The following is a 21605-nucleotide window of genomic DNA, read 5'->3' as shown; positions in this document are numbered from 1 at the left end:
ATGCTCCAGAACCTTGACCTGACGAAGTTGATCTTCGGTCGCCTCACGTGGGAGGCGATTCCTTTCCACGAGCCCATCCTGCTCGTGACCTTCATCGCAGTCGTGCTCGGCGGCATCGCACTGCTGGGCGCCATCACCTACTTCAAGGTGTGGGGCACGCTGTGGCGCGACTGGATCACCAGCATCGACCACAAGAAGATCGGCATCATGTACATCATCCTGGGCCTGGTGATGCTGCTGCGCGGCTTCTCCGACGCCTGATGATGCGGGCCCAGCAGGCCTTCGCCTTCGGCGACAACGCGGGCTTCCTGCCGCCGCACCACTACGACCAGGTCTTCACCGCCCACGGCGTGATCATGATCTTCTTCGTGGCGATGCCGCTGGTCACGGGCCTCATGAACTTCGTGGTGCCGCTTCAGATCGGCGCGCGCGACGTGGCCTTCCCGTTCCTGAACAACTTCAGCTTCTGGATGACCACCTTCGGCGCCGGCCTCGTGATGGCGTCGCTGTTCGTCGGTGAGTTCGCCAAGACCGGCTGGCTGGCCTACCCGCCGCTGTCGGGCATTCTCTACAGCCCCGACGTGGGGGTCGACTACTACATATGGTCGCTGCAGATCGCGGGGGTGGGCACATTGCTTTCCGGCGTGAATTTGCTGGCCACCATCGTGAAGATGCGCGCGCCCGGCATGACCATGATGAAGATGCCCGTCTTCACCTGGACCGCCCTGTGCACCAACGTGCTGATCGTCGCCGCCTTCCCGGTGCTGACCGCCGTGCTGGCCCTGCTGTCGCTGGACCGCTACGCAGGCACCAACTTCTTCACGAACGACATGGGCGGCAACGCCATGATGTACGTGAACCTGATCTGGATCTGGGGCCACCCCGAGGTGTACATCCTGATCCTTCCGGCCTTCGGCATCTTCTCGGAAGTGGTCTCCACCTTCTCGGGCAAGCGCCTGTTCGGCTACGCCTCGATGGTGTACGCCACGGTCGTGATCACCATCCTGTCGTACCTCGTGTGGCTGCACCACTTCTTCACCATGGGCTCCGGCGCCAGCGTGAATTCGTTCTTCGGCATCACGACGATGATCATCTCGATCCCGACAGGGGCGAAGATCTTCAACTGGCTCTTCACCATGTACCGCGGCCGCATCCGTTTCGAGCTGCCCATGATGTGGACCATCGGCTTCATGATCACCTTCGTGATCGGCGGCATGACCGGCGTGCTGCTGGCCGTTCCCCCGGCCGACTTCGTGCTGCACAACAGCCTGTTCCTGATCGCCCACTTCCACAACGTGATCATCGGCGGCGTGCTGTTCGGCATGCTGGCGGGCATCACCTACTGGTTCCCCAAGGCCTTCGGCTACAAGCTCGACCCGTTCTGGGGCAAGTGCTCGTTCTGGTTCTGGATCGTCGGCTTCTGGTTCGCCTTCATGCCGCTGTACATCCTGGGCCTGATGGGCGTCACCCGCCGCATGAGCCACTTCCAGGACATGTCGCTGCAGATCTGGTTCCAGATCGCCGCCTTCGGCGCCGTGCTGATCGCCCTGGGTATCGCCTCGTTCATCATCCAGCTGGTGGTGAGCTTCATCCGCCGCGAATCGCTGCGCGACACCACGGGCGACCCGTGGAACGGCCGCACGCTGGAATGGTCGACCTCGTCGCCCCCGCCGGCCTACAACTTCGCGTTCACGCCCCGCGTGCACGACAACGACGCCTGGTCGGACATGAAGGCTCGCGGCTACCAGCGTCCGCTGGACGGCTTCAGCCCGATCCACATGCCCAAGAACACGGCCGCCGGCTTCATCATCGCGGCCCTGGCTGCGGCGTGCGGCTTCGCGCTGATCTGGCAGATGTGGCTCGTGGCCGGCCTCGGCTTCGTCGCCATGCTCGCCGCCGTGATCATTCACACCTTCAACTACAAGCGCGACTATCACATCCCCACGGAAGAAGTCGTTAGCACCGAAGACGCGCGCACGCGCCTCCTGGCTGCCCATGTCTAACAGTACCGCCCTCCCCTCCCACACGAACACCGGCGGCAACGCCGCGAGCGTGCCGACCTTCGAGCTGTTCAACGTCCGCAACGAAGACCATCATCCGGAGAACGGAACCCTGCTGGGGTTCTGGCTCTACCTGATGAGCGACTGCCTGGTGTTCGCCTGCCTGTTCGCGGTGTACGGCGTGCTGGGCCGCAGCTACGCGGCCGGCCCCTCGGGCGCCGACCTGTTCGACCTGCCGCTGGTGGCGATCAACACCTCGCTGCTGCTGCTGTCGTCGATCACCTACGGCTTCGCCATGCTCGAGATGCAGCGCAAGCGCATGGGCGGCGTGCTGGTCTGGCTGGCCATCACCGGCCTGCTGGGCGCGGGCTTCATCGGCCTGGAACTGTATGAATTCGCGCACCTGCTGCACGAAGGCGCCGGCCCGCAGCGCAGCGCGTTCCTGTCGTCGTTCTTCGCGCTGGTGGGCACCCACGGCCTGCACGTGACCTTCGGCATCGTCTGGCTCATCGTGCTGATGGTGCAGCTGCCCAAGCACGGCTTCACCGCCGCCAACCGCCGCCGCCTGATGTGCCTGTCGATGTTCTGGCACTTTCTGGACGTGGTCTGGATCGGCGTCTTCACCTTCGTGTACCTGATGGGATCGCTGCAATGAGCGCGCATATCGAAACCGCCGGCCATGGCGCACATGGCCATGACAGCCACGGCGACCACCACGACGATGGTCCCGTGAGCCACAGCACCTTCAAGGGCTACATGACCGGCTTCGTGCTGGCCGTGATCCTCACCGCCATTCCGTTCTGGGTCGTGATGGCCAAGGTGTTCGACAAGCCGAACACCACCGCCCTCGTCATCCTGGCCTTCGCCGTGGTGCAGATCGTCGTGCACATGATCTATTTCCTGCACATGGACGCCAAGTCCGAAGGCGGCTGGAACATGCTGGCGCTGATCTTCACGCTCGTGGTCGTGGTCATCACGTTGGCCGGCTCGTTGTGGGTCATGTATCACATGAACACCAACATGATGCCGGTCATGATGCACGACATGAAGAACATGCCCTGATGGCGCCGGCAGTTCGCCAGCGCTCCACCGCCGCGCGGGTGGCGCTGGCGGTCTGCGCCGTCATCGCCTTCGCCGGCTTCATCGCGCTGGGGACCTGGCAGGTCGAGCGCAGGGCCTGGAAGCTCGATCTCATCGCACGCGTCGACCAGCGCGTGCATGCCCCGGCCACCACGGCCCCCGGGCGAAACGAATGGCCCACCGTCAACGCGGCCAACGACGAATACCGGCACATCCGCCTTGCCGGCACTTTCCTCCACGACAAGGAAACGCTGGTGCAGGCCAGCACCAAGCTCGGCGCCGGCTTCTGGGTGCTGACCCCGCTGCGCGCGGCCGACGGCACCGTGGTGCTGGTCAACCGGGGCTTCGTGCCCCCTGAAGCACGCGAGCGCCCGGCCCGCACCGCGGCCGAGCCCCAGGGCGAGGCCACCGTGGCCGGCCTGCTGCGCCTGACCGAGCCCAAGGGCGGCTTCCTGCGCACCAACGACCCGGCCGCCGACCGCTGGTTCTCGCGTGACGTGCAGGCCATTGCCGCCGCGCGCGGCCTGACGAACGTCGCGCCCTACTTCATCGACGCCGAGGCAGCGCCCGCGCAAGCCGGCGCCGCCACCGACGCGCCCGCCTGGCCCGCCGCCGGCCTGACCGTCATCGCCTTTCCCAACAGCCACCTGGTCTACGCCCTGACCTGGTATGGCCTGGCGCTGATGGTGCTGATCGCGGCCTGGTTCGTGCGGCGCAGCGAAAATGCGGCGAATGCCGACACCCGCCACGCCCAAGATGCCCGCCGCGACTGAGTCGGTCGCGGTCGCGGGGGAACTGCACGCCCCGCGCGCCGGGGTCGCGAGCCTGGACAACGCCACCGGCCACCAGAACATGCAGCAGCTGATCCAGCTGCGCTGGTTCGCTGTGGTCGGGCAGGTCGTCACTATCCTGGTGGTGCACTACGGCTTTGCCATCCGGCTGCCGCTGGACCACATGCTGCAGGTGCTGACCTGCCTGGCCCTGTTCAACATGGTGAGCCTGCTGCGCTCGCGCAGCCACCGGCGCGTGACCAACGGCGAACTGTTCCTCGCGCTGCTGGTCGACGTGGCCACGCTCACGGCGCAGCTGTACCTGAGCGGCGGCGCCACCAACCCCTTCGTGTTCCTGTTCCTGCTGCAGGTGACGCTGGGCGCGGTGCTGCTGAAGCCCTGGTCGACCTGGACCATCGTGGTCATCACCAGCATCTGCTTTGCCGGGCTCGCGCTGTTCTCGCGCCCGCTGGCGCTGCCGCTGGACCACAACCGCGGCCTGTGGAGCCCCTACATCCAGGGCATGCTGGTGTGCTTTGCGCTCAATGCCGCGCTGCTGGTGATCTTCATCACTCGCATCAGCCGCAACCTGCGTGCACGCGACGCGCGGCTGGCCGACATGCGCCAGCGCGCCTCGGAAGAAGAACACATCGTGCGCATGGGCCTGCTGGCCTCGGGCGCGGCGCACGAGCTGGGTACGCCGCTGGCCACGCTGGCCGTGATCCTGGGCGACTGGCGCCGGCTGCCGCACTTCAGCTCCGACCCCGAGCTCCTGACCGAGGTGGCCGAGATGGAACTGCAGATCCAGCGCTGCAAGAGCATCGTGAGCGGCATCCTGCTGTCGGCCGGCGAGGCGCGCGGCGAGTCGTCGGAAGAAACCACCGTCAGCACCTTCCTCGATGACCTGATCGAAGAGTGGCGCACCACCCGCCCCATCGAGGACTTCGAGTACGACAACCACTTTGGCCGGGACCTGCCCATGGTTTCCGACTCGGCCCTCAAGCAGATGATCTGCAACGTGCTGGACAATGCCCTGGAGGCGTCGCCGCACTGGCTGCGCCTGGAGGCGGCGAACGACGCCGACGCGCTGACGATCACGGTCACCGACGCGGGCCCCGGCTTCCTGCCGGCCATCCTGAAGGAGTTCGGCAAACCCTACCAGTCGAGCAAGGGCCGCCCCGGCGGCGGGCTGGGGCTGTTCCTGGTCGTGAACGTGGCGCGCACGGTCGGCGGCCGGGTCGCGGCGGGCAACCGCCCCGAGGGCGGCGCCATCGTGAAGATCACGCTGCCGCTCGCGGCCATCGTGCTGGAAGAAGAGGAAGACGAGGACAACGACGGCCAGGCCGCCGAAGCCCTCGGCAACGCGACCACCGAAACACAAGGCCATGACCGAAACCGAAGCTGAGCGCCAGTTGCTGATCGTCGAGGACGACGATGCCTTCGCGCGCGCGCTCGGCCGCTCGTTCGAGCGCCGCGGCTATGCCGTGACGCATGCGAGCAACCTCGACGAGGTCGAGGCCCTGCTCGAAACCCAGTCGCCCGGCTATGCCGTGGTCGACCTCAAGCTCAACGGCGAGGCCTCGGGCCTGGCCTGCGTGCAGATACTGCACCGTCACAACGCCAAGATGCTGATCGTGGTGCTGACGGGCTTTGCCAGCATTGCCACGGCGGTGGAGGCCATCAAGCTCGGCGCTTGCCACTACCTGGCCAAGCCGTCGAACACCGACGACATCGAGGCCGCCTTCGGGCGCGCCGCGGGCACCACCGAGGTCGAGCTGACCAACCGCTCGACCTCGATCAAGACGCTCGAATGGGAGCGCATCCACGAGACGCTGGCCGAGACCGGCTTCAACATCTCGGAGACCGCGCGCAGGCTCGGCATGCACCGGCGCACGCTGGCACGCAAGCTGGGCAAGCAGCAGGTCAAGTAAGGTAGCGGCTCGGGCCGGCAAGGTGCGGATCTTGCAGGCTCGCCATGACACCCCTTCCGCATGAGGTTTCGATGACTTCCAGTTCACAGACGCACCCCTCGCCCCGCGCCCCGGTACTCGCAGCGCGCGACCAGACCGCGATGGAAGAGCTCTTCAACGCGCTGAGCCACGGACTGGGCCTGGCGCTGGCCATTGCCGCGCTGCCCATCCTGGTCTACAGCGCGGCGCAGAAGGGGCAGGCCGCGGGCGTTGTCGGCGCCTGCCTGTTCGCGGGCACGGCCATCGTGCTGTACCTGATCTCCACGCTGTACCACGCACTGCCGATGGGCCGCGCCAAGGCCTGGTTCAACCGGCTGGACCACGCGGCCATCTACCTGTTCATCGCAGGCAGCTACATGCCCTTCGTGTTCGGCGTGCTGCGCGGGCCGCTGGGCTGGACGCTGTTCGGCGCCATCTGCGCGGCAGCCGTGCTGGGCGTGAGCGCCAAGCTGTTCAACCGGCTGCAGCACCCGCTGTGGTCGACCGGGCTGTACGTGGCCATGGGCTGGATGGCGTTGATGGCCGCCGTGCCGCTGTACGAGCGCATGTCGGCCGCCGGGCTGGGCTGGTTGGTGGCCGGCGGGCTGTTCTACACGGCCGGCGCCGTGGTGTTTCTGTTCGACAACAAGATCCGCTTCGCCCACTCGGTGTGGCACCTGTTCGTCTTGGCCGGCAGCACTTGCCACTTCTTCGCCGTCCTCTGGCACTCGCACGGCTGATCTGTTTTCAATAGTGCGGCGGTAGCTCGTCGCGCGGGTTGCGGGCCGCGCCGTCCTGCGACGCGTTCTGGCTCTGCTCGCGCAGTTGCGTGACCTGCAGGATCAGCCGGTCGATCTGCTGCTGTTGGCGGTAGATCGTCATGTTCAGCTGGTCCAGCAGGTCTTCGGCGTAGCTCGACTTGATTTCGAGCTCGGTCACGCGCTCTGCAAGTTCGTTCGGTTGGTTTTCCATGGTGCCGCTATTGGACAGGAAGACCGGCCACGCTTTTGTGACGCCCCGCTCAGCGCCTGACCTTGGCCTCCAGCAGGTCGCCCATGCCGATGCGCCTGGCGAATTCGATGCGCACGCGTTCCGACACCTCGAACACCTGCGCCGCGCCGTCGCCCACGAAGTCGATCAGCGAGCGCATCGGCCGCGTGCCGGCGGGCAGGCCCACGATGCGCACGATCTCGTCGGCCACGGCCTGCGGGTCGGCGTTGTCGGGCATGAGGGCCGACAGGCGCGCGCCGATCTGGTCCATCACACCGTCGTAGCGGCCGTAGGCGACGGCGGTGGCCGCATCGGCCGGCTTGCCCGCGCTCGGGAAGTGGTCGGTGCCCTTGGTGAAGGCGCCGGGCACGACGATCGAGGTCTCGATGCCGAAGCGCGCGATCTCGTAGGCCAGCGTCACGGCCAGCGAATCCATCGCCGCCTTGGCCGCGCCGTACGGCCCCATGAACGGCGGAAAGCCGCCCTTGGTGGTGGTGCTGCTGATCCACAGCATCAGCCCCGACTCCTGCTTGCGCAGGTGCGGCAGCACCGCGCGGTTCACGCGCTGCGCGCCGAGCACGTTGGTGTCGAACACCTTCGTGATTTCCTCGGGCGTGAAGGCCTCGGTCGGGCCGACCACCAGATGGCCTGCGTTCTGCATCACCACGTCGAGGTGGCCCTGCTCCCGCACGATGGTCGCGGCGGCGGCATCGGCCGATGCTTGCGAGAGCACGTCGAGTTCGAGCGGGTGCAGCTGGATGTTCTTCGCCGCGGCGAGTGCGCGCAGCTCGGCGGCGCGTGCGTTGTTGCGGCCCCCGATGTCGCGCATCGAGGCGTAGACGACGTGGCCCGCTTCGGCGAGGGACTGCGCGGTGAGCTTGCCGATGCCGGTGCCGGCCCCGGTGACGAGGATGACGGATTGCATGATGGAACTCCTGGAATGAATGAATGAATGGAATTGGGGGGATCGGAAGGCGCGTCTTCTCTTCAATGCACGCGGCGCTGCAGCGCATGCGCCGCCCACGCAGCCACCGACCCGAGAGCGACCGCGCCGCCCAAGGTGCCGAACAGCGCAAGCGAAGGCGGCCGGTGGATCGCGAAGAACGCGATCAGCCCGAGGAAGTAGCACAGCAGGTTGTTCAAGCGCGGCACGCCGCGCATCGACACCACGACCAGCGCGACGACCAGCACCACCAGGGGCAGCGCCATGGCGCCCACGACGGGGCTCAGCGCACCGATGGCCACGGCCGCGGCCTTGCCGATCAGCACGCCCAGGCTCACGCAGGCGAGGTTGAACACGCCGTCGCGCGCCGTGACGCCGCGCGTGTAGAAGGCCACCCAGCCGACGAACATCGCCCAGACGGGCAGTTCGAGGACAAGGGCCAGCCCCGAGGCGGCAGCGGCGACCACCGCGGCGGCGAGCGTGAAGGCCGAATAGGCCACGCTGAAGAAACGCGGGGCTGCGGCGGACGGGTTCGGTCGGCTCATGATGATTTCTCCTGGAACGTGGCCACGGGCGCTCAGGCCACGCCGCCGTTGGCGCGCAGGACCTGGCCGTTGACCCAGCCCGCATCGGGGCCGGCGAGGAACGAGACCACGGAGGCGATGTCCCCGGGCTGGCCCAGGCGCTGCAGCGGCGGCATCTTCGCGAAGGCCTGGATCTGCTCCTCGGTCTTGCCATCGAGGAACAGCGAGGTGGCGATGGGGCCCGGCGCCACGGCGTTCACCGTGATCTCGCGGCCGCGCAGTTCCTTGGCGAACACATGCGTGAAGGCCTCGACCGCCGCCTTGGTGGCGTTGTAGATCGCATAGCCGGGCATGTTCAGCGCCAGCGTGGTGCTCGAGAAATTGACGATGCGCCCGCCCGCGTTCAGGCGCGTGGCGGCCTCGCGCAGCGTGTTGAAGGTGCCGCGCACATTGATGTCGAAGGTCTGGTCGTAGAGCGCGTCGGTGTGCTCGGCCAGGGGCACGGTCTTGAGCACGCCGGCGTTGTTGACGAGCACGTCGACCTTGCCGAGTTGCGCCTCGACCGCGTCGAACATGGCGCGCACTTCGTCGGCGCTGGCCACGTCGGCCTGGACCGCGAAGGCCTTGCCGCCGGCCGCCCGCAGTTCGGCGACGAGCGCGTCGGCCTGCGCCGGGCTCGACGCGTAGTTGACGGCGACGGCAAAGCCGTCTTTGGCGAGGCGCTGCGCGACGGCGGCGCCGATGCCGCGCGATGCGCCGGTGACGAGGGCGACCTTGGGTTGGGTGAGCTGGTTCATGGCGTGTTTCCTTGCTGGGTTGGTTGGTGAGACGGATGATCGATCGTTCCACCCAAAAGATAATCAGCACGAAATCGCCATTACCATTCCATTTACTTCAACAATCCAGCACGGGGCCCCCATGGACCGCTTCCAGGAAATGCAGGCCTTCGTGCGCATCGCCGAGCGCCAGAGCTTCACGCAGGCCTCCGAAGATCTGCAGATTCCGCGCGCCACCGTCACCAACCTGATCAAGCGCATCGAGCAGCGCGTCGGCACGCGGCTGCTGGAGCGCACCACCCGCACCGTGCGCCTCACGCAGGACGGCGAGGCCTACTACCGCCGCTGCGTGCGCCTGCTGGCCGACGTGGAAGAGGCCGAGGGCCTGTTCCGCGACGAGGCGCCCAAGGGCCTGCTGCGCGTGAACCTGCAAGGCACGCTGGCAAAGCACTTCGTGGTGCCGGCGCTGCCGGACTTCCTGGCGCGCTACCCCGAGCTGGCGCTGCACATCGGCGAGGACGACCGGCTGGTCGACCTGGTGCGCGAGGGCGTCGACTGCGTGCTGCGCGCGGGCACGCTGCAAGACTCGTCGATGGTCGGGCGGCGCGTGGCGCTGCTGCCGCAGGTGACGGTCGCGAGCCCCGCCTACATCGCGGCGCACGGCGAGCCCGGCAGCGTGGAGGCGCTGGCCGCGCACCGCGCCATCAACTACATCTCCAGTGCCACGGGCAAGGCGGTGCCGCTGGAGTTCACGGTCGACGGCCGCGTGACCACCGTGCAGCTCGGCGGCATCGTCTCGGTGACGGGCACCGACCTGTACACGGGCTCGGCCATCGCGGGCCTGGGGCTGGTGCAGGTGCCGCGCTACCGCGTGGCGGCCGAGCTGGCGGACGGGCGGCTCCAGGTGCTGCTGCCCGACTTCGCGCCGCCGCCGATGCCCGTGTCGGTGCTGTATTCGCAGAACCGGCAGCTGTCGTCACGCGTGCGCGTGTTCACGCAGTGGCTGCGCGACATCTTCGAGGCGGCCAGCACCTGAGGCCCCCGTCCTTCAACAAGCCGGCGACTCCAACGCCACAACTGCCGCGTTGTCTTGCGTCTCCCCTCGCAGGAACGCAAACACCACCAGCGCCGTGACCACCGTCACCCCCGCCAGCACGCACAGCAGCGTGCTGAACGCCGCGCCATACGCGTGCAACAGCCCCGCGCGGTCCACCCCCGGCAGCAACGCCATTGCCTGCGCCAAGTCCCCCGTCGTCATCCGCTGCGCCGCCTGCGACGCGGCCGCCGCAGGCCCCAGTTGCAGCGTCACCAGCGCCGTCAGCCCCGCGCCCACCAGCGCCAGCGCGATGCCCTCGCCCGCCACGCGCACGGTGTTGAAGATGCCCGACGCCATGCCCGCGCGCTCGCGCGGCACCACGCTCACGGCCAGCCCGTCCATCAGCCCCCACGGCAGGCCGATGCCCGCGCCGATCAGCAGCAGCGCCCACACCAGCTCGTGCAGCGGCGCCCCCGGCGCGCAGCGGCTGAGCCAGAACAGCCCCACCGCGCACACCAGCAGCCCCACCGCCGAGATCACGCCCGCCGAGAAGCGGTGCGCGAGCCACGCCGCCAGCGTCGGCACCACCAGGATCGGGCCCGACAGCGCGAACATGAAGCCGCCCGCCTCCAGCGCGCTGCGGCCTTCCAGCCCGATGAAGCGAATCGGCAGCAGCACCAGCAACACCACGAACCCATAGGCCGGCGCCGCGGCGAGCAATTGCACGCCGACGAAGCGCGGAAAGCGGAACAGCGACAGGTCGAGCATCGGATGCGCCACGCGCCGCTCGATGGCAATGAAGGCCGCGCCCATCAGCACCGCCCCCGCCAGCGCGCCCAGCACCCACGGGCTGCCCCAGCCGCTGTCGGGCGCCTGCAGCACGCCCAGCGTCAGCAGGCTCAGCGCGGCGGTGAAAGTGAGCGTGCCCTGCACGTCGAGCCCCATTGCATTCGGGTTGCGCGACTCGTGCATGGCGGGCGCGGCGATGCACAGCGCCAGCAGGCTCACCGCGCCGGGGCTCAGCATCACCGCCTGCCAGCCGAAGCGCTCCGCGAGCCAGCCCGAAAGAATGGCGCCGCACGACAGCCCCACGCCGAACGACGTGCCGATCAGGCTGAAGGCCCGCGTGCGCGCCGCGCCGTCGAACACCTGCGCCAGCGCCGCCGTGCCCGCCGCAAAAGCCGCCGCCGAGCCCAGCCCCTGCAGTGCCCGCGCGAGGTCGAAGCCGACGATGCCGGGCGCCAGCGTCAGCAGCGAACTGCTCAGCGCCACCACCGCCAGCCCCTGCAGGAACACGCGCTTGCGGCCGTAGGCGTCGGCCAGCGCGCCGGCCGCCATCAGCGTGGCGCCGAAGCTCAGCATGAAGGCGTTGGTCACCCAGTTGAGTTGCACCGGGCTGCCGCCGAGCGCGTCGCGGATCGCGGGCAGCACCACCGCCGGGCCGGTGAAGCTCAGCGGCATGCCCAGCGCCGCGAGGCAGACGGCGGCCAGCAGCCAGTTCTTGGACGAAGAAGACGAGGACATCGGAAAAAGGCTTTCGCACGGAAAAGACGAGGGAGAGAAGATAGAAAGGAATCAATGAAATAAAAATGGCACCATTGATCCTCAGACCCCCAACCCAAGGTTGCGAATCAATCCATGGACAGCTTCAGCGGACTCGAATCTTTCGTGCGGGCGGCCGACCAGCTCAGCTTTGCCAAGGCCGGGCGGCAGCTCGGCATTTCGGCCTCGGCAGTGGGCAAGAACGTGGCGCGGCTCGAGCAGCAGCTCGGCGTGCGACTGTTCAACCGCACCACGCGCCACACGCGGCTCACGCAGGAGGGCGCGCTGTTCCACGAGCGCTGCCGCCGCATCCTCGACGAGCTGGACGACGCGCGGGCCATGATGCAGGACGCCGTCGCCGCGCCGCGCGGCCGGCTGCGCGTGAGCCTGCCGACCATCGGCTACCGCTTTCTGCTGCCGATCCTGCCGGCGTTCAAGGCCGCTTACCCCGAGATCGAGCTCGACCTCGACTTCAACGACCGGCTGGTGGACGTGATCGCCGAAGGTGTCGACGTGGCCATCCGCAGCGGCGACCTCGTCGACTCGCAGCTGGTGGCCCGGCGGCTGGGCCCGTTCCAGTTCGTGCTCGTGGCCTCGCCCGCCTACCTGGCGCGCCACGGCGTGCCGCAGGTGCCGGCCGATCTCGCGAACCACGCCTGCCTGCGCTACAAGTTCGTCACCGGCGGGAAGATCGAGGAATGGGACTTGCCCGGCCTGCCCGAGCAACTGCCCGCTACCCTGCTGTGCAACAACATGGAGGCCATGCTGGGCGCCGCCGTCGCCGGGCTCGGCGTGGCCTACATGCCCGACTTTCTCGCGCGCGATTCGCTGGGGCGCGGGGAGCTGCAATGCGTGCTCTGCGGGCACATAGCGCGGCAGGGGCAGTTCTCGGCGCTGTGGCCGTCGAGCCGGCAGTTGTCGCCGAAGGTGCGGGCGTTCGTGGACTTCGCGGGGGAGCGGATGTTCAGGGAAGAAGGCACCGCGGTGCCCACGGCGGCGACCGATTGGACCAAATTCAGACCATAATTAGTCCGACTAATAATTTTGGACAGGGCGAGCAATGAATTTCTCCACGCAAGTCAAACCCATCAGCTATCTCAAGAGCCATGCGGCGGACATCGTCAAAACGCTTTCCGAAACCCGGGAGCCCTTGGTCATCACCCAGAACGGCGAAGCCAAGCTTGTGGTGATGGATGTCCAGTCCTATGAAGAACACGAAGCCACGCTCGCGCTCCTCAAGGTTCTCGCACTTGGAAACCGTGAAATCGAGAAGGGCCACTTCCGATCAGCCACAGACGTCTTCGCCGACCTGGACAAAGAAGACGCGCAATGAAGGTCGTGTTCTTGCAGTCGGCCGAAGCCGACCTGAAGGACCTGCGACGCTACGTCATCAAGAACTTCGGTTCGACTGCCTGGGCCAGCAGCTACGCAAAGATCAAGGAGTCCGTGGCGCTGATCGAAGCACATCCTCAAGCGGGCCGGGTGCCCGACGAGTTGGAGGACCTGAACGTCGCCCAGTATCGACAGGTCATTTCGGGCATGAATCGCATCATCTATGAAGTGAGAGTGGATGCGGCCTACATCCACCTCGTCTGCGACACGCGAAGGGACCTGAAAGGCCTGCTCATGCGGCGTATCGTTGGCGCGGCATGAGCAAGCGAGTCCTCGGCGCTGCTCTTACGCGGCCTGCGTGAGTTCGCCGTCCGCCTGTTCAGCGACAGTGCTGACGGGCGTTTCTTCGGTCTTGGCGCTTTCCGCGATCACGGGCTTCACGGGTTCCGGCTCGATGGCAATCGCAGCTGCGACGACAGGCGCTGCCACTTCCGCAGGCTTGACGCTCTCCGCAGCTTCCGCTTTCACGGGCTCCGGCTTCATCGGTGCTGGCGCTTCTGCGGGTGCCGCAATCGGCACGGCAACAGGTGCAGCCACGGCAACGGGCGCTGCCTCGACAGGCTTCGCGCTCTCCGCCACCACTGGCTTCGCAGGCTCCGCCTTCGTCGGAGCTGGCGCAGGCACAGCAGCCGGTGCAGCCTCGGCAACTGGGGCCACCTCGACGGGCTTCGCAGGCTCCACCTTCGCCGGAGCCGATGCCGCGACAGGCGCCGGCGCAACGACAGGCGCAGCAACAGCAGGCGCCACCACCTCCGCAGCCTTGGCCGCCTTGGCAGGCTTTGCGCCCTCCACGGCCACCTTGGCGGCAGCCGCCGGCTTCGTCGCCTCCGCCTTCACAGCCGCCGCCACGGGCTTCACGGCCTCCGCCTTCGCCGGCTCGCTCTGCGCAACCCGGCTCAGCGCCAGCGCGGCCTTCAGCGGGAACAGCGTGCGCTCATCCCCTTGCGCCGTGTTGCTCACCGTCGTGCCATGGGTCTCGTCCAGGCTGGCGGTGCGCACCGCGTCGAGGCGGTGCGTGGGCACCATGAACGGCGAGTGCGTGGTGTAGATGATCTGGTTGCCGAAGTCTTTCTCGAAGTGCGCCAGCAGGTCGGCCTGCGAGTGGGCGTGCAGGTGCAGGCCGGGCTCGTCGAGCAGCAGGATGGCGTCTTCCGCGCGGCCGCCCTGGGTGTCGGCGAAGAACGCGACATAGAACGAGAAGAACCACTGGAAGCCGCGGCTGCGCTCTTCCAGGTTCACCTCGACTTCGTAGGCGCCGTTCGGGTCGGACACCAGCGTGTCGAGGTACTGGCCGTCGAGGCTGAAGCGCACCTTCAGCGGGCGGTCGTTCCACAGGCGGCGGATCTCGGCGGTCACCACCGAGCCCGCGCGGTTGGCGAGCTGGTTGCGCGTGGCCTGGTCGTTCTTCTCGAGCAGGTTCTGCAGTTGCTGCGGGTCGAGCCCCGCCACCTTGCACAGCTTGCCGAAGCTCTGCTGCTCGGGCGTGAGCTGGCCCCAGCCCTGGCGGCCCAGGTATTCGGCGATGTTCTGGCGGCCGGGCAGCGCCGGGTATTCGTCCACGTACACGAAGCGCGGCAGGTGCTCCAGCACCCAGGCGCGGGCGCGGGCCAGCGCGGGCTCGTCGTTGGCGATGGCGCGGGCCATGTCTTCCAGCTCGGCCAGCATCTGCTCCTGCTTGTCGCTGAGCTCGGCGTCGGCCACGGCCAGCGCCTTGCGCAGCGCCTGCATGGCCTTGACGGCGCCGTCGGACCACTTGACGTAGTCGGGGCTCATGATCATGGCCGCGTCGAAGGTGTCGGACTCCTGCTCGAGCAGCGCGCGCGATTCCTCGGCGACCTTCTCGGCGGCGGCCTTGACGGCCGGCACGATCTTGCGGACCTTGGCCTTGATGTCGCCGACGTCGAGCGACAGCGCGCTCAGGCCTTCGAGCCCGGACCAGCGCGTGGTGCCGTAGCCGCGACCGGCGGTGACATGGCGCACGCCGGCGGCGCGCGGCAGGATCTCGGCCAGCGCGGCCTGCTCGGCCTCGTCGAGCGCCCAGCGGGTTTCGACGACGGGCGTGTCGGCCGTGCATTCCTCGAGCCGGCGGTGGCGCGGAAAGTCCTTGATGGGGCTGAGTTCGACCAGGCCTTCGGCCGGGTTCAGGCTGTGGAGCGCGCGCAGCAGGTTCGATTTGCCGCTGTCATTTCGACCGAGGATCGCCGTGATCTGTGTGGAATCGATGGAGCCGCTGTCGTTGATCGAGCGAAAGTTGGTGATCTGGAATGACGCCAAGCGCATGTGAGGGGGTTCACTTCGGAAATGGATACGGGGCCGGGGAATGTATTGCATTCCCGGCCGTCCGGCCCGTGGCCAAAGAAAAATATTGCTACGCGGGGGCTACCCGGGGCTACTCCGCCGCGCGCCGCAGCGTGTCGACCACCGGGCGGCGCAGCACGTCGCGCAGGCCCCACCATCCCGCACCCAGCGCCAGCACCGCGCCGGCCAGCGCGCCGGCAATCGGCACCACGGGCGAGGCGGTCCAAGTGAACTCGAACACATAGCGCGCCAGCGCCCAGCCGATCACCGAGGCCACGATGCTCGCCAGGAAACCCGCGAGCAGCCCGCGCCCGCCAGCTCCGCGCGCTGCACCTGGCGCAGCAGGCTGGCGCGCGCGCCCACCGCGCGCATCACCGCGAACTCGCGCGCCCGCTCCTCGCGCGTGGCCGTGACCGCCGCGAACAGCACCACCAGCCCCGCCGCCAGCGTGAACCCGAACAGGAATTCGACCGCGCGGATCACCTGGTCGAGCACGCGCTGCAGCTGGTTGATGGTGGCGCTCATGTCGACGTTGGTCACGTTCGGGTAGCTGCGCACCAGCGCGTTGTCGAAGCCGCGCGTCTCGGGCGCGCGGAAGGCGCCCATGTAGGTCACGGGCACGTCGGCCAGCGAGGCCACCGTGTACATCACGAAGAAGTTGGCGTGCAGCGAGCCCCAGTCGACCTTGCGCAGCGAGGTGATGCGCGCGTCGTTCTGCATGCCGCCGATGTCGAAGCGCAGCGTGTCGCCCAGCTTCAGGCCCAGCGTCTCGGCCAGGCCCTCTTCCACGCTCACTTCGTTCTTGGCGTCGGGCGTCCACTTGCCCGACGTGATGCTGTTGTGCGCGGGCGCTTGCACGCTGTTGCTGAGATTGAACTCGCGGTCGACCAGGCGCTTGGCGCGGTCTTCGGCGTAGTCGTCGGGCGTCACGGGCTTGTCGTTGATGGCAACGAGGCGGCCGCGGATCATCGGGTACCAGTCGAACTTGCCCACGCCCGCGTCGCGCAGCGACTTCTGGAAGGCCTCGCTCTGGTCGGGCATGACGTTGATGACGAAGCGGTTGGGCGCGTCGGGCGGCGTGGCCTGGCGCCAGCTCGCGACCAGGTCGGTGCGCAGCAGCACCAGCAGCACCAGCGCCAGCAGGCCCACGGCCAGCGCGCTGACCTGCACCACCGCATAGGCCGGGCGCGCCGAGATCTGCCGCGTGGCCAGCACCAGCCAGCGCGGCGCGGTCGTCTCGTTGACGCTGCGGCGCAGCACCTTCACCGCGAGCCAGCTCAGCAGCGCGAACACCGCCACCGCACCCGCGAAGCCGCCGACCGCGATCAGGCCCAGCTTGATGTCGCTGCTGGCCGCCATCAACAGCGCCGCGAAGCCCGCCACGCCCACGCCCAGCACCGCGAGCGACGCGGGCTTGAGGCCGCCCACGTCGCGCCGGATCACGCGCAGCGGCGGCACGCGCGCCAGTTGCAGCACCGGCGGCAGGCCGAAGGCGAACAGCAGTGTGAGCCCCATGCCCAGGCCGAAGGCCACGGGCCACAGCGTGGCCGACGGCAGCGCGGTTTCGACCAGGCCGGCCAGCAGCAGCACGAACACATAGTGCACCGCGAAGCCGATGGCCACGCCGAGCCCGCTGGCGACCACGCCGATGACCGCGAACTCGAAGGTGTAGGCCGCGGCGATGGTGCGCTGGCTCTGGCCGAGCACGCGCAGCATGGCGCAGTCGTCCAGGTGGCTGGCCGCGAAGCCGCGCGCGGCCAGCGCCACGGCCACGGCCGACAGCAGCGCCGCGAGCAGCGCGACCAGGCTGAGGAATTTCTCGGCGCGGTCCAGCGTCTGGCGCATCTCGGGCCGGCCGCTTTCGAAAGAGTCGAGCCGCACGCCGCGCAGCTCGCCCTTCTTGAGCGTGGCGTCGGCCCAGTCGCTGAAGCGCTTCACGGCCGCGTCGTTGCCGGCCACGGCGTAGCGGTAGCCCACGCGGCTGGCCGGCTGCACGAGCGCGGTGCGCGCCACGTCGGCCTGGTTGAGCATCACGCGCGGAGAAAAGCTCATGAAGCCGGCGCCGCGATCGGGCTCCAGCGTGATGACGCGGCCCACGCGCAGGCCGGCGTCGCCCAGCAGCAGGGTGTCGCCGATCTTCAGGCCCAGCGAGTCGAGCAGCGAGGCGTCGACCCAGACTTCGCCGGGCGGCGGAATGTCACGCGTGACCGCGCCCGCGCCGTCCAGCGTGGCCGAGGTCTGCAGGCTGCCGCGCAGCGGGTAGCCGGCGGTGACGGCCTTCAGCGCCACCAGCTTGCTGGCGCCGCCCTGCGCGTCTTCGGCGCGGGCCATGGTGGGGAAGCCGTAGGTGCCGGTGCCCTCGAGGCCCAGCGATTTCGCCTGCGCCACGAAGGCGTCGGGCGTCGGGTTGTCGCTCACGATCACCGCGTCGCCGCCCAGCAGCTGGCGCGCGTCGCGCTGCAGGCCGCCCTGCAAACGGTCGGCGAAGAAGCCGACGGCCGTGAGCGCGGCCACGGCCAGCAGCACGGCGACGATCAACAGGCGCAGCTCGCCGGCGCGCAGGTCGCGCCAGAGCGTGCGCCAACCCAGGCGGAGGGAGGCATTCATGGCCGCGACGATAGCCGAGAGCCCCGCGCACGGCCGGATTCAAGGGTTATTGCCGGCTTTGGCCTACTTGCCCGCACCATGGCCCTGTCGCATGATGCGACAAACACCCCACCGCGCTGATCGGGCATTTACTGCAAGCGGCGGCGGGGCAGATAAAAACATTCCACTATCTGGCCATCCTTTCCCCGAAGGAGTGTCGATGTCGCGATGTCAGCACCTGCCAACCCTGGGCCTCTGCCTGGCCCTCGGCGTGCTGTTGAGTGCCTGTGACCCCAAGCCCACGGCCGGCACGGCAGCAGCCCCCTCGGCCCCGGCACCTTCGGCGCCAGCCCCAGCGGCATCAAGCCCGCCGATTCAGCCGACCCCGTCGACGCCAACGCATCCCATAAAGGCCCCTCCGAGGCGGCACCGCCATCGGCGGCATGAGCGGCCCGAACGGCGGCAACGCGTCCGGCGGCGCGCCGCCCGCGCCCAGCGGCGGCGACGGCACCGCGCCCACCGCGCCCAAGTAAGAAGCAGCGCCCAGTTTCCCCAGCAAAAAGAAGACCACGATGAAACACCCCACTTCACCGCAGCAGGAGGTTCCGTCATGGACATGAACCGCCGGCAATTCTTCCGCGTCAGCAGCGCGGGGCTGGTCGGCTCCAGCATCGTGGCGCTCGGCTTCTCGCCCACCGCCGCGCTGGCCGAGGCCCGCAACTTCAAGCTCGCGCGCACCACCGAGACGCGCAACACCTGCCCCTACTGCTCGGTGGGCTGCGGGCTCATCATGTACAGCCTGGGCGACAAGGCCAAGAACGTGGTGTCCGACATCCTCCACATCGAGGGCGATGCCGACCACCCCGTGAACCGCGGCACGCTGTGCCCCAAGGGCGCGGGCCTGCTCGACTTCGTGCACAGCCCCAATCGCCTGAAGTACCCCGAGGTGCGAGAGGCCGGCGGCACCGAGTGGAAGCGCATCGGCTGGGACGAAGCGCTCGACCGCATCGCCAAGCTGCTCAAGGCCGACCGCGACGCCAACTTCCAGGCCACCAACGCCGACGGCAAGACCGTGAACCGCTGGATCAGCAGCGGCATGCTCTGCGCCTCGGCCTCGTCCAACGAAACCGGCTACATCACGCACAAGGCATTCCGCTCGACCGGGATGCTGGTGTTCGACAACCAGGCACGCGTCTGACACGGACCCACGGTGGCCAGTCTGGCCCCGACGTTCGGCAGAGGCGCGATGACCAACCACTGGCAGGACATCCAGAACGCGGACGTCGTGCTGATCATGGGCGGCAACGCGGCGGAGGCGCACCCGTGCGGCTTCAAGTGGGTGATCGAAGCCAAGAAGCAGAACAAGGCGCGGCTGGTGGTGGTCGACCCGCGCTTCACGCGCTCGGCCGCCATGGCCGACTACTACGCGCCGGTGCGGGCGGGCTCGGACATCGCGTTCCTGTCGGGGGTCATCAACTACCTCTTGAGCCACGAGAAGATCCAGACGGAGTACGTGCGCAACTACACCAACGCCACGTTCATCGTCGGGCCCGACTACAAGTTCGAGGACGGCATCTTCAGCGGCTACAACGCCGAGAAGCGCAACTACGACCCCAAGTCGTGGAACTACGCGCTCGACGAGCAGGGCATGGCCAAGGTCGACATGACCATGCAGGACCCGCAGTGCGTGCTGCAGGTCATGAAGCGGCACTACGCGCGCTACACGCCCGAGATGGTGAGCCGCATCACCGGCACCCCGCAGGACAAGTTCCTGAAGGTGTGCGAGTACATCGCCAGCACCAGCACGTCCACGCGCACCATGACCATCATGTACGCGCTGGGCTGGACGCAGCACAGCCAGGGCTCGCAGATGATCCGCACCGGCGCCATCGTGCAGCTGCTGCTGGGCAACATCGGCGTGGCGGGCGGCGGCATGAACGCACTGCGCGGGCACAGCAACATCCAGGGCCTCACGGACCTGGGGCTGCTGTCGAACTCGCTCACGGGCTACATGTCGCTGGCGCGTGACAGCGAACAGACGCTGGACGACTACTACAAGACCCGCGCGCTCAAGCCGCTGCGGCCCAACCAGATGAGCTACTGGCAGAACTACCCGAAGTTCTTCGTCAGCATGCAGAAGTCGTGGTGGGGCGACGCGGCCACGGCCGACAACGACTGGGCCTTTCACTACCTGCCCAAGATCGACAAGCTCTACGACGTGCTGCAGGCCTTCGAGCTCATGAACCAGGGCAAGCTCAACGGCTACATCTGCCAGGGCTTCAACCCGGTGGGCTCGTTCCCCGACAAGAAGAAGATCGTCGACGGTCTCTCCAGGCTCAAGTTCCTCGTCACCATCGATCCGCTGATAACGGAGACCAGCGAGTTCTGGCGCAACTTCGGCGAGTTCAACGACGTCAAGACCGCCGAGATCCAGACCACGGTGTTCCGCCTGCCGTCGACCTGCTTCGCGGAGGAAGACGGCTCGCTCACCAACTCCAGCCGCTGGCTGCAGTGGCACTGGAAGGGCGCGGAGCCGCCGGGCGAGGCCAAGGGCGACATCGAGATCGTGGCGGGCATCTTCAACCGCATGCGCCAGGCCTACATCAAGGACGGCGGCGCCTTCCCCGACCCGATCGTCAAGCTGACGTGGCCCTACAAGATCGCGCATTCGCCGTCCGCCCAGGAACTGGCGATGGAATACAACGGCCGCGCGCTCACCGACCTGCTCGACCCGAAAGACCCGACCAAGCCGCCCATGGCCAAGGCCGGCGAACAGCTCTCGGGCTTCGGCCTGCTGCGCGACGACGGCAGCACCGCCAGCGGCTGCTGGATCTACGCCGGCGCGTGGACGCAGGCCGGCAACCAGATGGCGCGGCGCGACAACGCCGACCCGTACGGCATCGGCATGGTGCAGAACTGGGCGTGGGCGTGGCCGGCCAACCGGCGCATCCTGTACAACGGCGCCTCGACCGACCCGGCCACGGGCAAGCCGTGGATCGCCAGGCGCACCCTCGTCGCATGGAACGGCAAGCAGTGGACCGGCGCGGACGTTCCGGACATCCGGCCCGACGCCAACCCGATGGAAGCCGAGGCGGTGCGCCCGTTCATCATGACGGCCGAGGGCGTGGCGAGGCTCTTCGCGCCCACGGGCATGGCCGAAGGGCCGCTGCCCGAGCACTACGAGCCCTTCGAGTCGCCGCTGGTCAACAACCTGATGCACCCGAACAACGCGGTGGCGCGCGCCAACCCGGCGGCGCGCATCTTCAAGGGCGACCTCGAGCGGCTCGGCGTGCCGAAGGACTTTCCGTACGTGGCCACCAGCTACCGCCTGACCGAGCACTTCCACTACTGGACCAAGAACGTGCGCACCTCGGCCATCATCCAGCCGCAGCAGTTCGTCGAGATCGGCGAAGAGCTGGCGAAGGAGAAAGGCATCGCGCACGGCGACACGGTGAAGGTGTCGAGCAAGCGCGGCTACATCAAGGCCGTGGCGGTGGTGACCAAGCGCATCGTCGGGCTGCAGGTCGACGGGCGCACCGTGCACACGGTGGGGCTGCCGAACCACTGGGGCTTCGTCGGCATCGCGAAGCCGGGCTACCTGGTGAACACGCTGACGCCGTTCGTGGGGGACGCGAACACGCAGACGCCGGAGTACAAGTCGTTCACGGTGAATATCGAGAAGGCATGACATGAAGCACGCACGCGACGATGTCCATGCC

17 protein-coding genes and 2 pseudogenes are annotated in these 21605 nt (G+C 68.0%); 12 read left to right on the top strand and 7 right to left on the bottom strand.

From position 1 onward, the window contains the following. From cyoB to BMG07_RS09310, 7 genes and pseudogenes are all read left to right on the top strand, one after another. Nucleotides 1-2003 (top strand): annotated as a pseudogene (gene cyoB, locus BMG07_RS09340) (cytochrome o ubiquinol oxidase subunit I). After that, nucleotides 1996-2655 carry a cytochrome o ubiquinol oxidase subunit III gene (cyoC, locus tag BMG07_RS09335; RefSeq protein ID WP_198084317.1) on the top strand — a complete coding sequence of 220 codons (660 nt, stop codon included), beginning with the start codon at nt 1996-1998 and terminating at the stop codon, nt 2653-2655. Before cyoB ends, cyoC begins: the two are co-directional and overlap by 8 nt. Continuing rightward, on the top strand, nt 2652-3062 hold the full coding sequence (gene cyoD / locus BMG07_RS09330) for a cytochrome o ubiquinol oxidase subunit IV (protein ID WP_198084316.1): 411 nt from the start codon (nt 2652-2654) through the stop codon (nt 3060-3062). The genes cyoC and cyoD overlap by 4 nt, the downstream gene beginning before the upstream one ends. Further along, nucleotides 3062-3853 carry an SURF1 family protein gene (locus tag BMG07_RS09325; RefSeq protein WP_198084315.1) on the top strand — a complete coding sequence of 264 codons (792 nt, stop codon included), beginning with the start codon at nt 3062-3064 and terminating at the stop codon, nt 3851-3853. The genes cyoD and BMG07_RS09325 overlap by 1 nt, the downstream gene beginning before the upstream one ends. Then, nucleotides 3837-5255: an ATP-binding protein gene (locus BMG07_RS09320; RefSeq protein WP_198084314.1), complete on the top strand. Its 1419-nt coding sequence runs from the start codon at nt 3837-3839 to the stop codon at nt 5253-5255. The genes BMG07_RS09325 and BMG07_RS09320 overlap by 17 nt, the downstream gene beginning before the upstream one ends. Continuing rightward, nucleotides 5236-5781: a response regulator transcription factor gene (locus BMG07_RS09315; protein ID WP_198084313.1), complete on the top strand. Its 546-nt coding sequence runs from the start codon at nt 5236-5238 to the stop codon at nt 5779-5781. The genes BMG07_RS09320 and BMG07_RS09315 overlap by 20 nt, the downstream gene beginning before the upstream one ends. A 71-nt stretch (nt 5782-5852) precedes the next feature. Continuing rightward, a complete protein-coding gene (locus BMG07_RS09310; RefSeq protein ID WP_198084312.1) occupies nt 5853-6539 on the top strand; it encodes a hemolysin III family protein in 687 nt (228 codons plus the stop codon). A gap of 7 nt (nt 6540-6546) precedes the next feature. Here BMG07_RS09310 and BMG07_RS09305 read toward each other — a convergent pair whose 3' ends face one another. The 4 genes from BMG07_RS09305 to BMG07_RS09290 form a co-directional block, all read right to left on the bottom strand. After that, nucleotides 6547-6771, bottom strand: a complete 225-nt coding sequence (locus tag BMG07_RS09305; RefSeq protein WP_198084311.1) for a SlyX family protein — start codon at nt 6769-6771, stop codon at nt 6547-6549. A gap of 49 nt (nt 6772-6820) precedes the next feature. Beyond that, a complete protein-coding gene (locus BMG07_RS09300; protein WP_198084310.1) occupies nt 6821-7714 on the bottom strand; it encodes an SDR family NAD(P)-dependent oxidoreductase in 894 nt (297 codons plus the stop codon). Between the two features lie 62 nt (nt 7715-7776). After that, a complete protein-coding gene (locus tag BMG07_RS09295) occupies nt 7777-8277 on the bottom strand; it encodes a DUF1097 domain-containing protein (RefSeq protein WP_198084309.1) in 501 nt (166 codons plus the stop codon). 32 nt (nt 8278-8309) lie between these two features. Then, nucleotides 8310-9053, bottom strand: a complete 744-nt coding sequence (locus BMG07_RS09290; protein ID WP_198084308.1) for an SDR family oxidoreductase — start codon at nt 9051-9053, stop codon at nt 8310-8312. Between the two features lie 121 nt (nt 9054-9174). Between BMG07_RS09290 and BMG07_RS09285 the strand changes: the two genes are divergently transcribed. Beyond that, a complete protein-coding gene (locus BMG07_RS09285) occupies nt 9175-10068 on the top strand; it encodes a LysR family transcriptional regulator (protein WP_198084307.1) in 894 nt (297 codons plus the stop codon). A gap of 12 nt (nt 10069-10080) precedes the next feature. On the opposite strand, the gene BMG07_RS09280 is transcribed toward BMG07_RS09285, so the two are convergent. Beyond that, nucleotides 10081-11592 carry an MFS transporter gene (locus BMG07_RS09280; RefSeq protein WP_198084306.1) on the bottom strand — a complete coding sequence of 504 codons (1512 nt, stop codon included), beginning with the start codon at nt 11590-11592 and terminating at the stop codon, nt 10081-10083. Between the two features lie 114 nt (nt 11593-11706). Here BMG07_RS09280 and BMG07_RS09275 point away from each other — a divergent pair, with 114 nt between their 5' ends. Genes BMG07_RS09275 through BMG07_RS09265 form a run of 3 tightly spaced genes read left to right on the top strand, consistent with a single transcriptional unit; the run spans nt 11707 to nt 13263 of the window. Beyond that, nucleotides 11707-12636, top strand: a complete 930-nt coding sequence (locus BMG07_RS09275; protein WP_198084305.1) for a LysR family transcriptional regulator — start codon at nt 11707-11709, stop codon at nt 12634-12636. Nucleotides 12637-12670: 34 nt separating this feature from the next. Beyond that, nucleotides 12671-12943, top strand: coding sequence for a type II toxin-antitoxin system Phd/YefM family antitoxin (locus BMG07_RS09270; protein ID WP_198084304.1), 273 nt, complete (start codon nt 12671-12673; stop codon nt 12941-12943). Continuing rightward, nucleotides 12940-13263 carry a type II toxin-antitoxin system RelE/ParE family toxin gene (locus tag BMG07_RS09265; RefSeq protein ID WP_198084303.1) on the top strand — a complete coding sequence of 108 codons (324 nt, stop codon included), beginning with the start codon at nt 12940-12942 and terminating at the stop codon, nt 13261-13263. Before BMG07_RS09270 ends, BMG07_RS09265 begins: the two co-directional genes overlap by 4 nt. 24 nt (nt 13264-13287) lie before the next feature. Here the strand turns inward: BMG07_RS09265 and BMG07_RS09260 are convergent, their stop codons facing one another. Further along, nucleotides 13288-15282: an AAA family ATPase gene (locus tag BMG07_RS09260; RefSeq protein WP_269758801.1), complete on the bottom strand. Its 1995-nt coding sequence runs from the start codon at nt 15280-15282 to the stop codon at nt 13288-13290. Between the two features lie 109 nt (nt 15283-15391). Further along, nucleotides 15392-17907, bottom strand: a pseudogene (locus BMG07_RS09255) (ABC transporter permease). Between the two features lie 589 nt (nt 17908-18496). Between BMG07_RS09255 and fdnG the strand changes: the two are divergent. Further along, complete coding sequence (gene fdnG, locus BMG07_RS09250) at nt 18497-21574, top strand: formate dehydrogenase-N subunit alpha (protein ID WP_198084302.1); 3078 nt, start codon at nt 18497-18499, stop codon at nt 21572-21574. The last annotated feature ends 31 nt before the right edge of the window (nt 21575-21605 follow it).

The sequence above is a fragment of the Variovorax sp. E3 genome (assembly GCF_016082275.1).
Classification (GTDB): domain Bacteria; phylum Pseudomonadota; class Gammaproteobacteria; order Burkholderiales; family Burkholderiaceae_C; genus Variovorax.
This window is presented reverse-complemented; position numbering and strand designations above follow the sequence as displayed.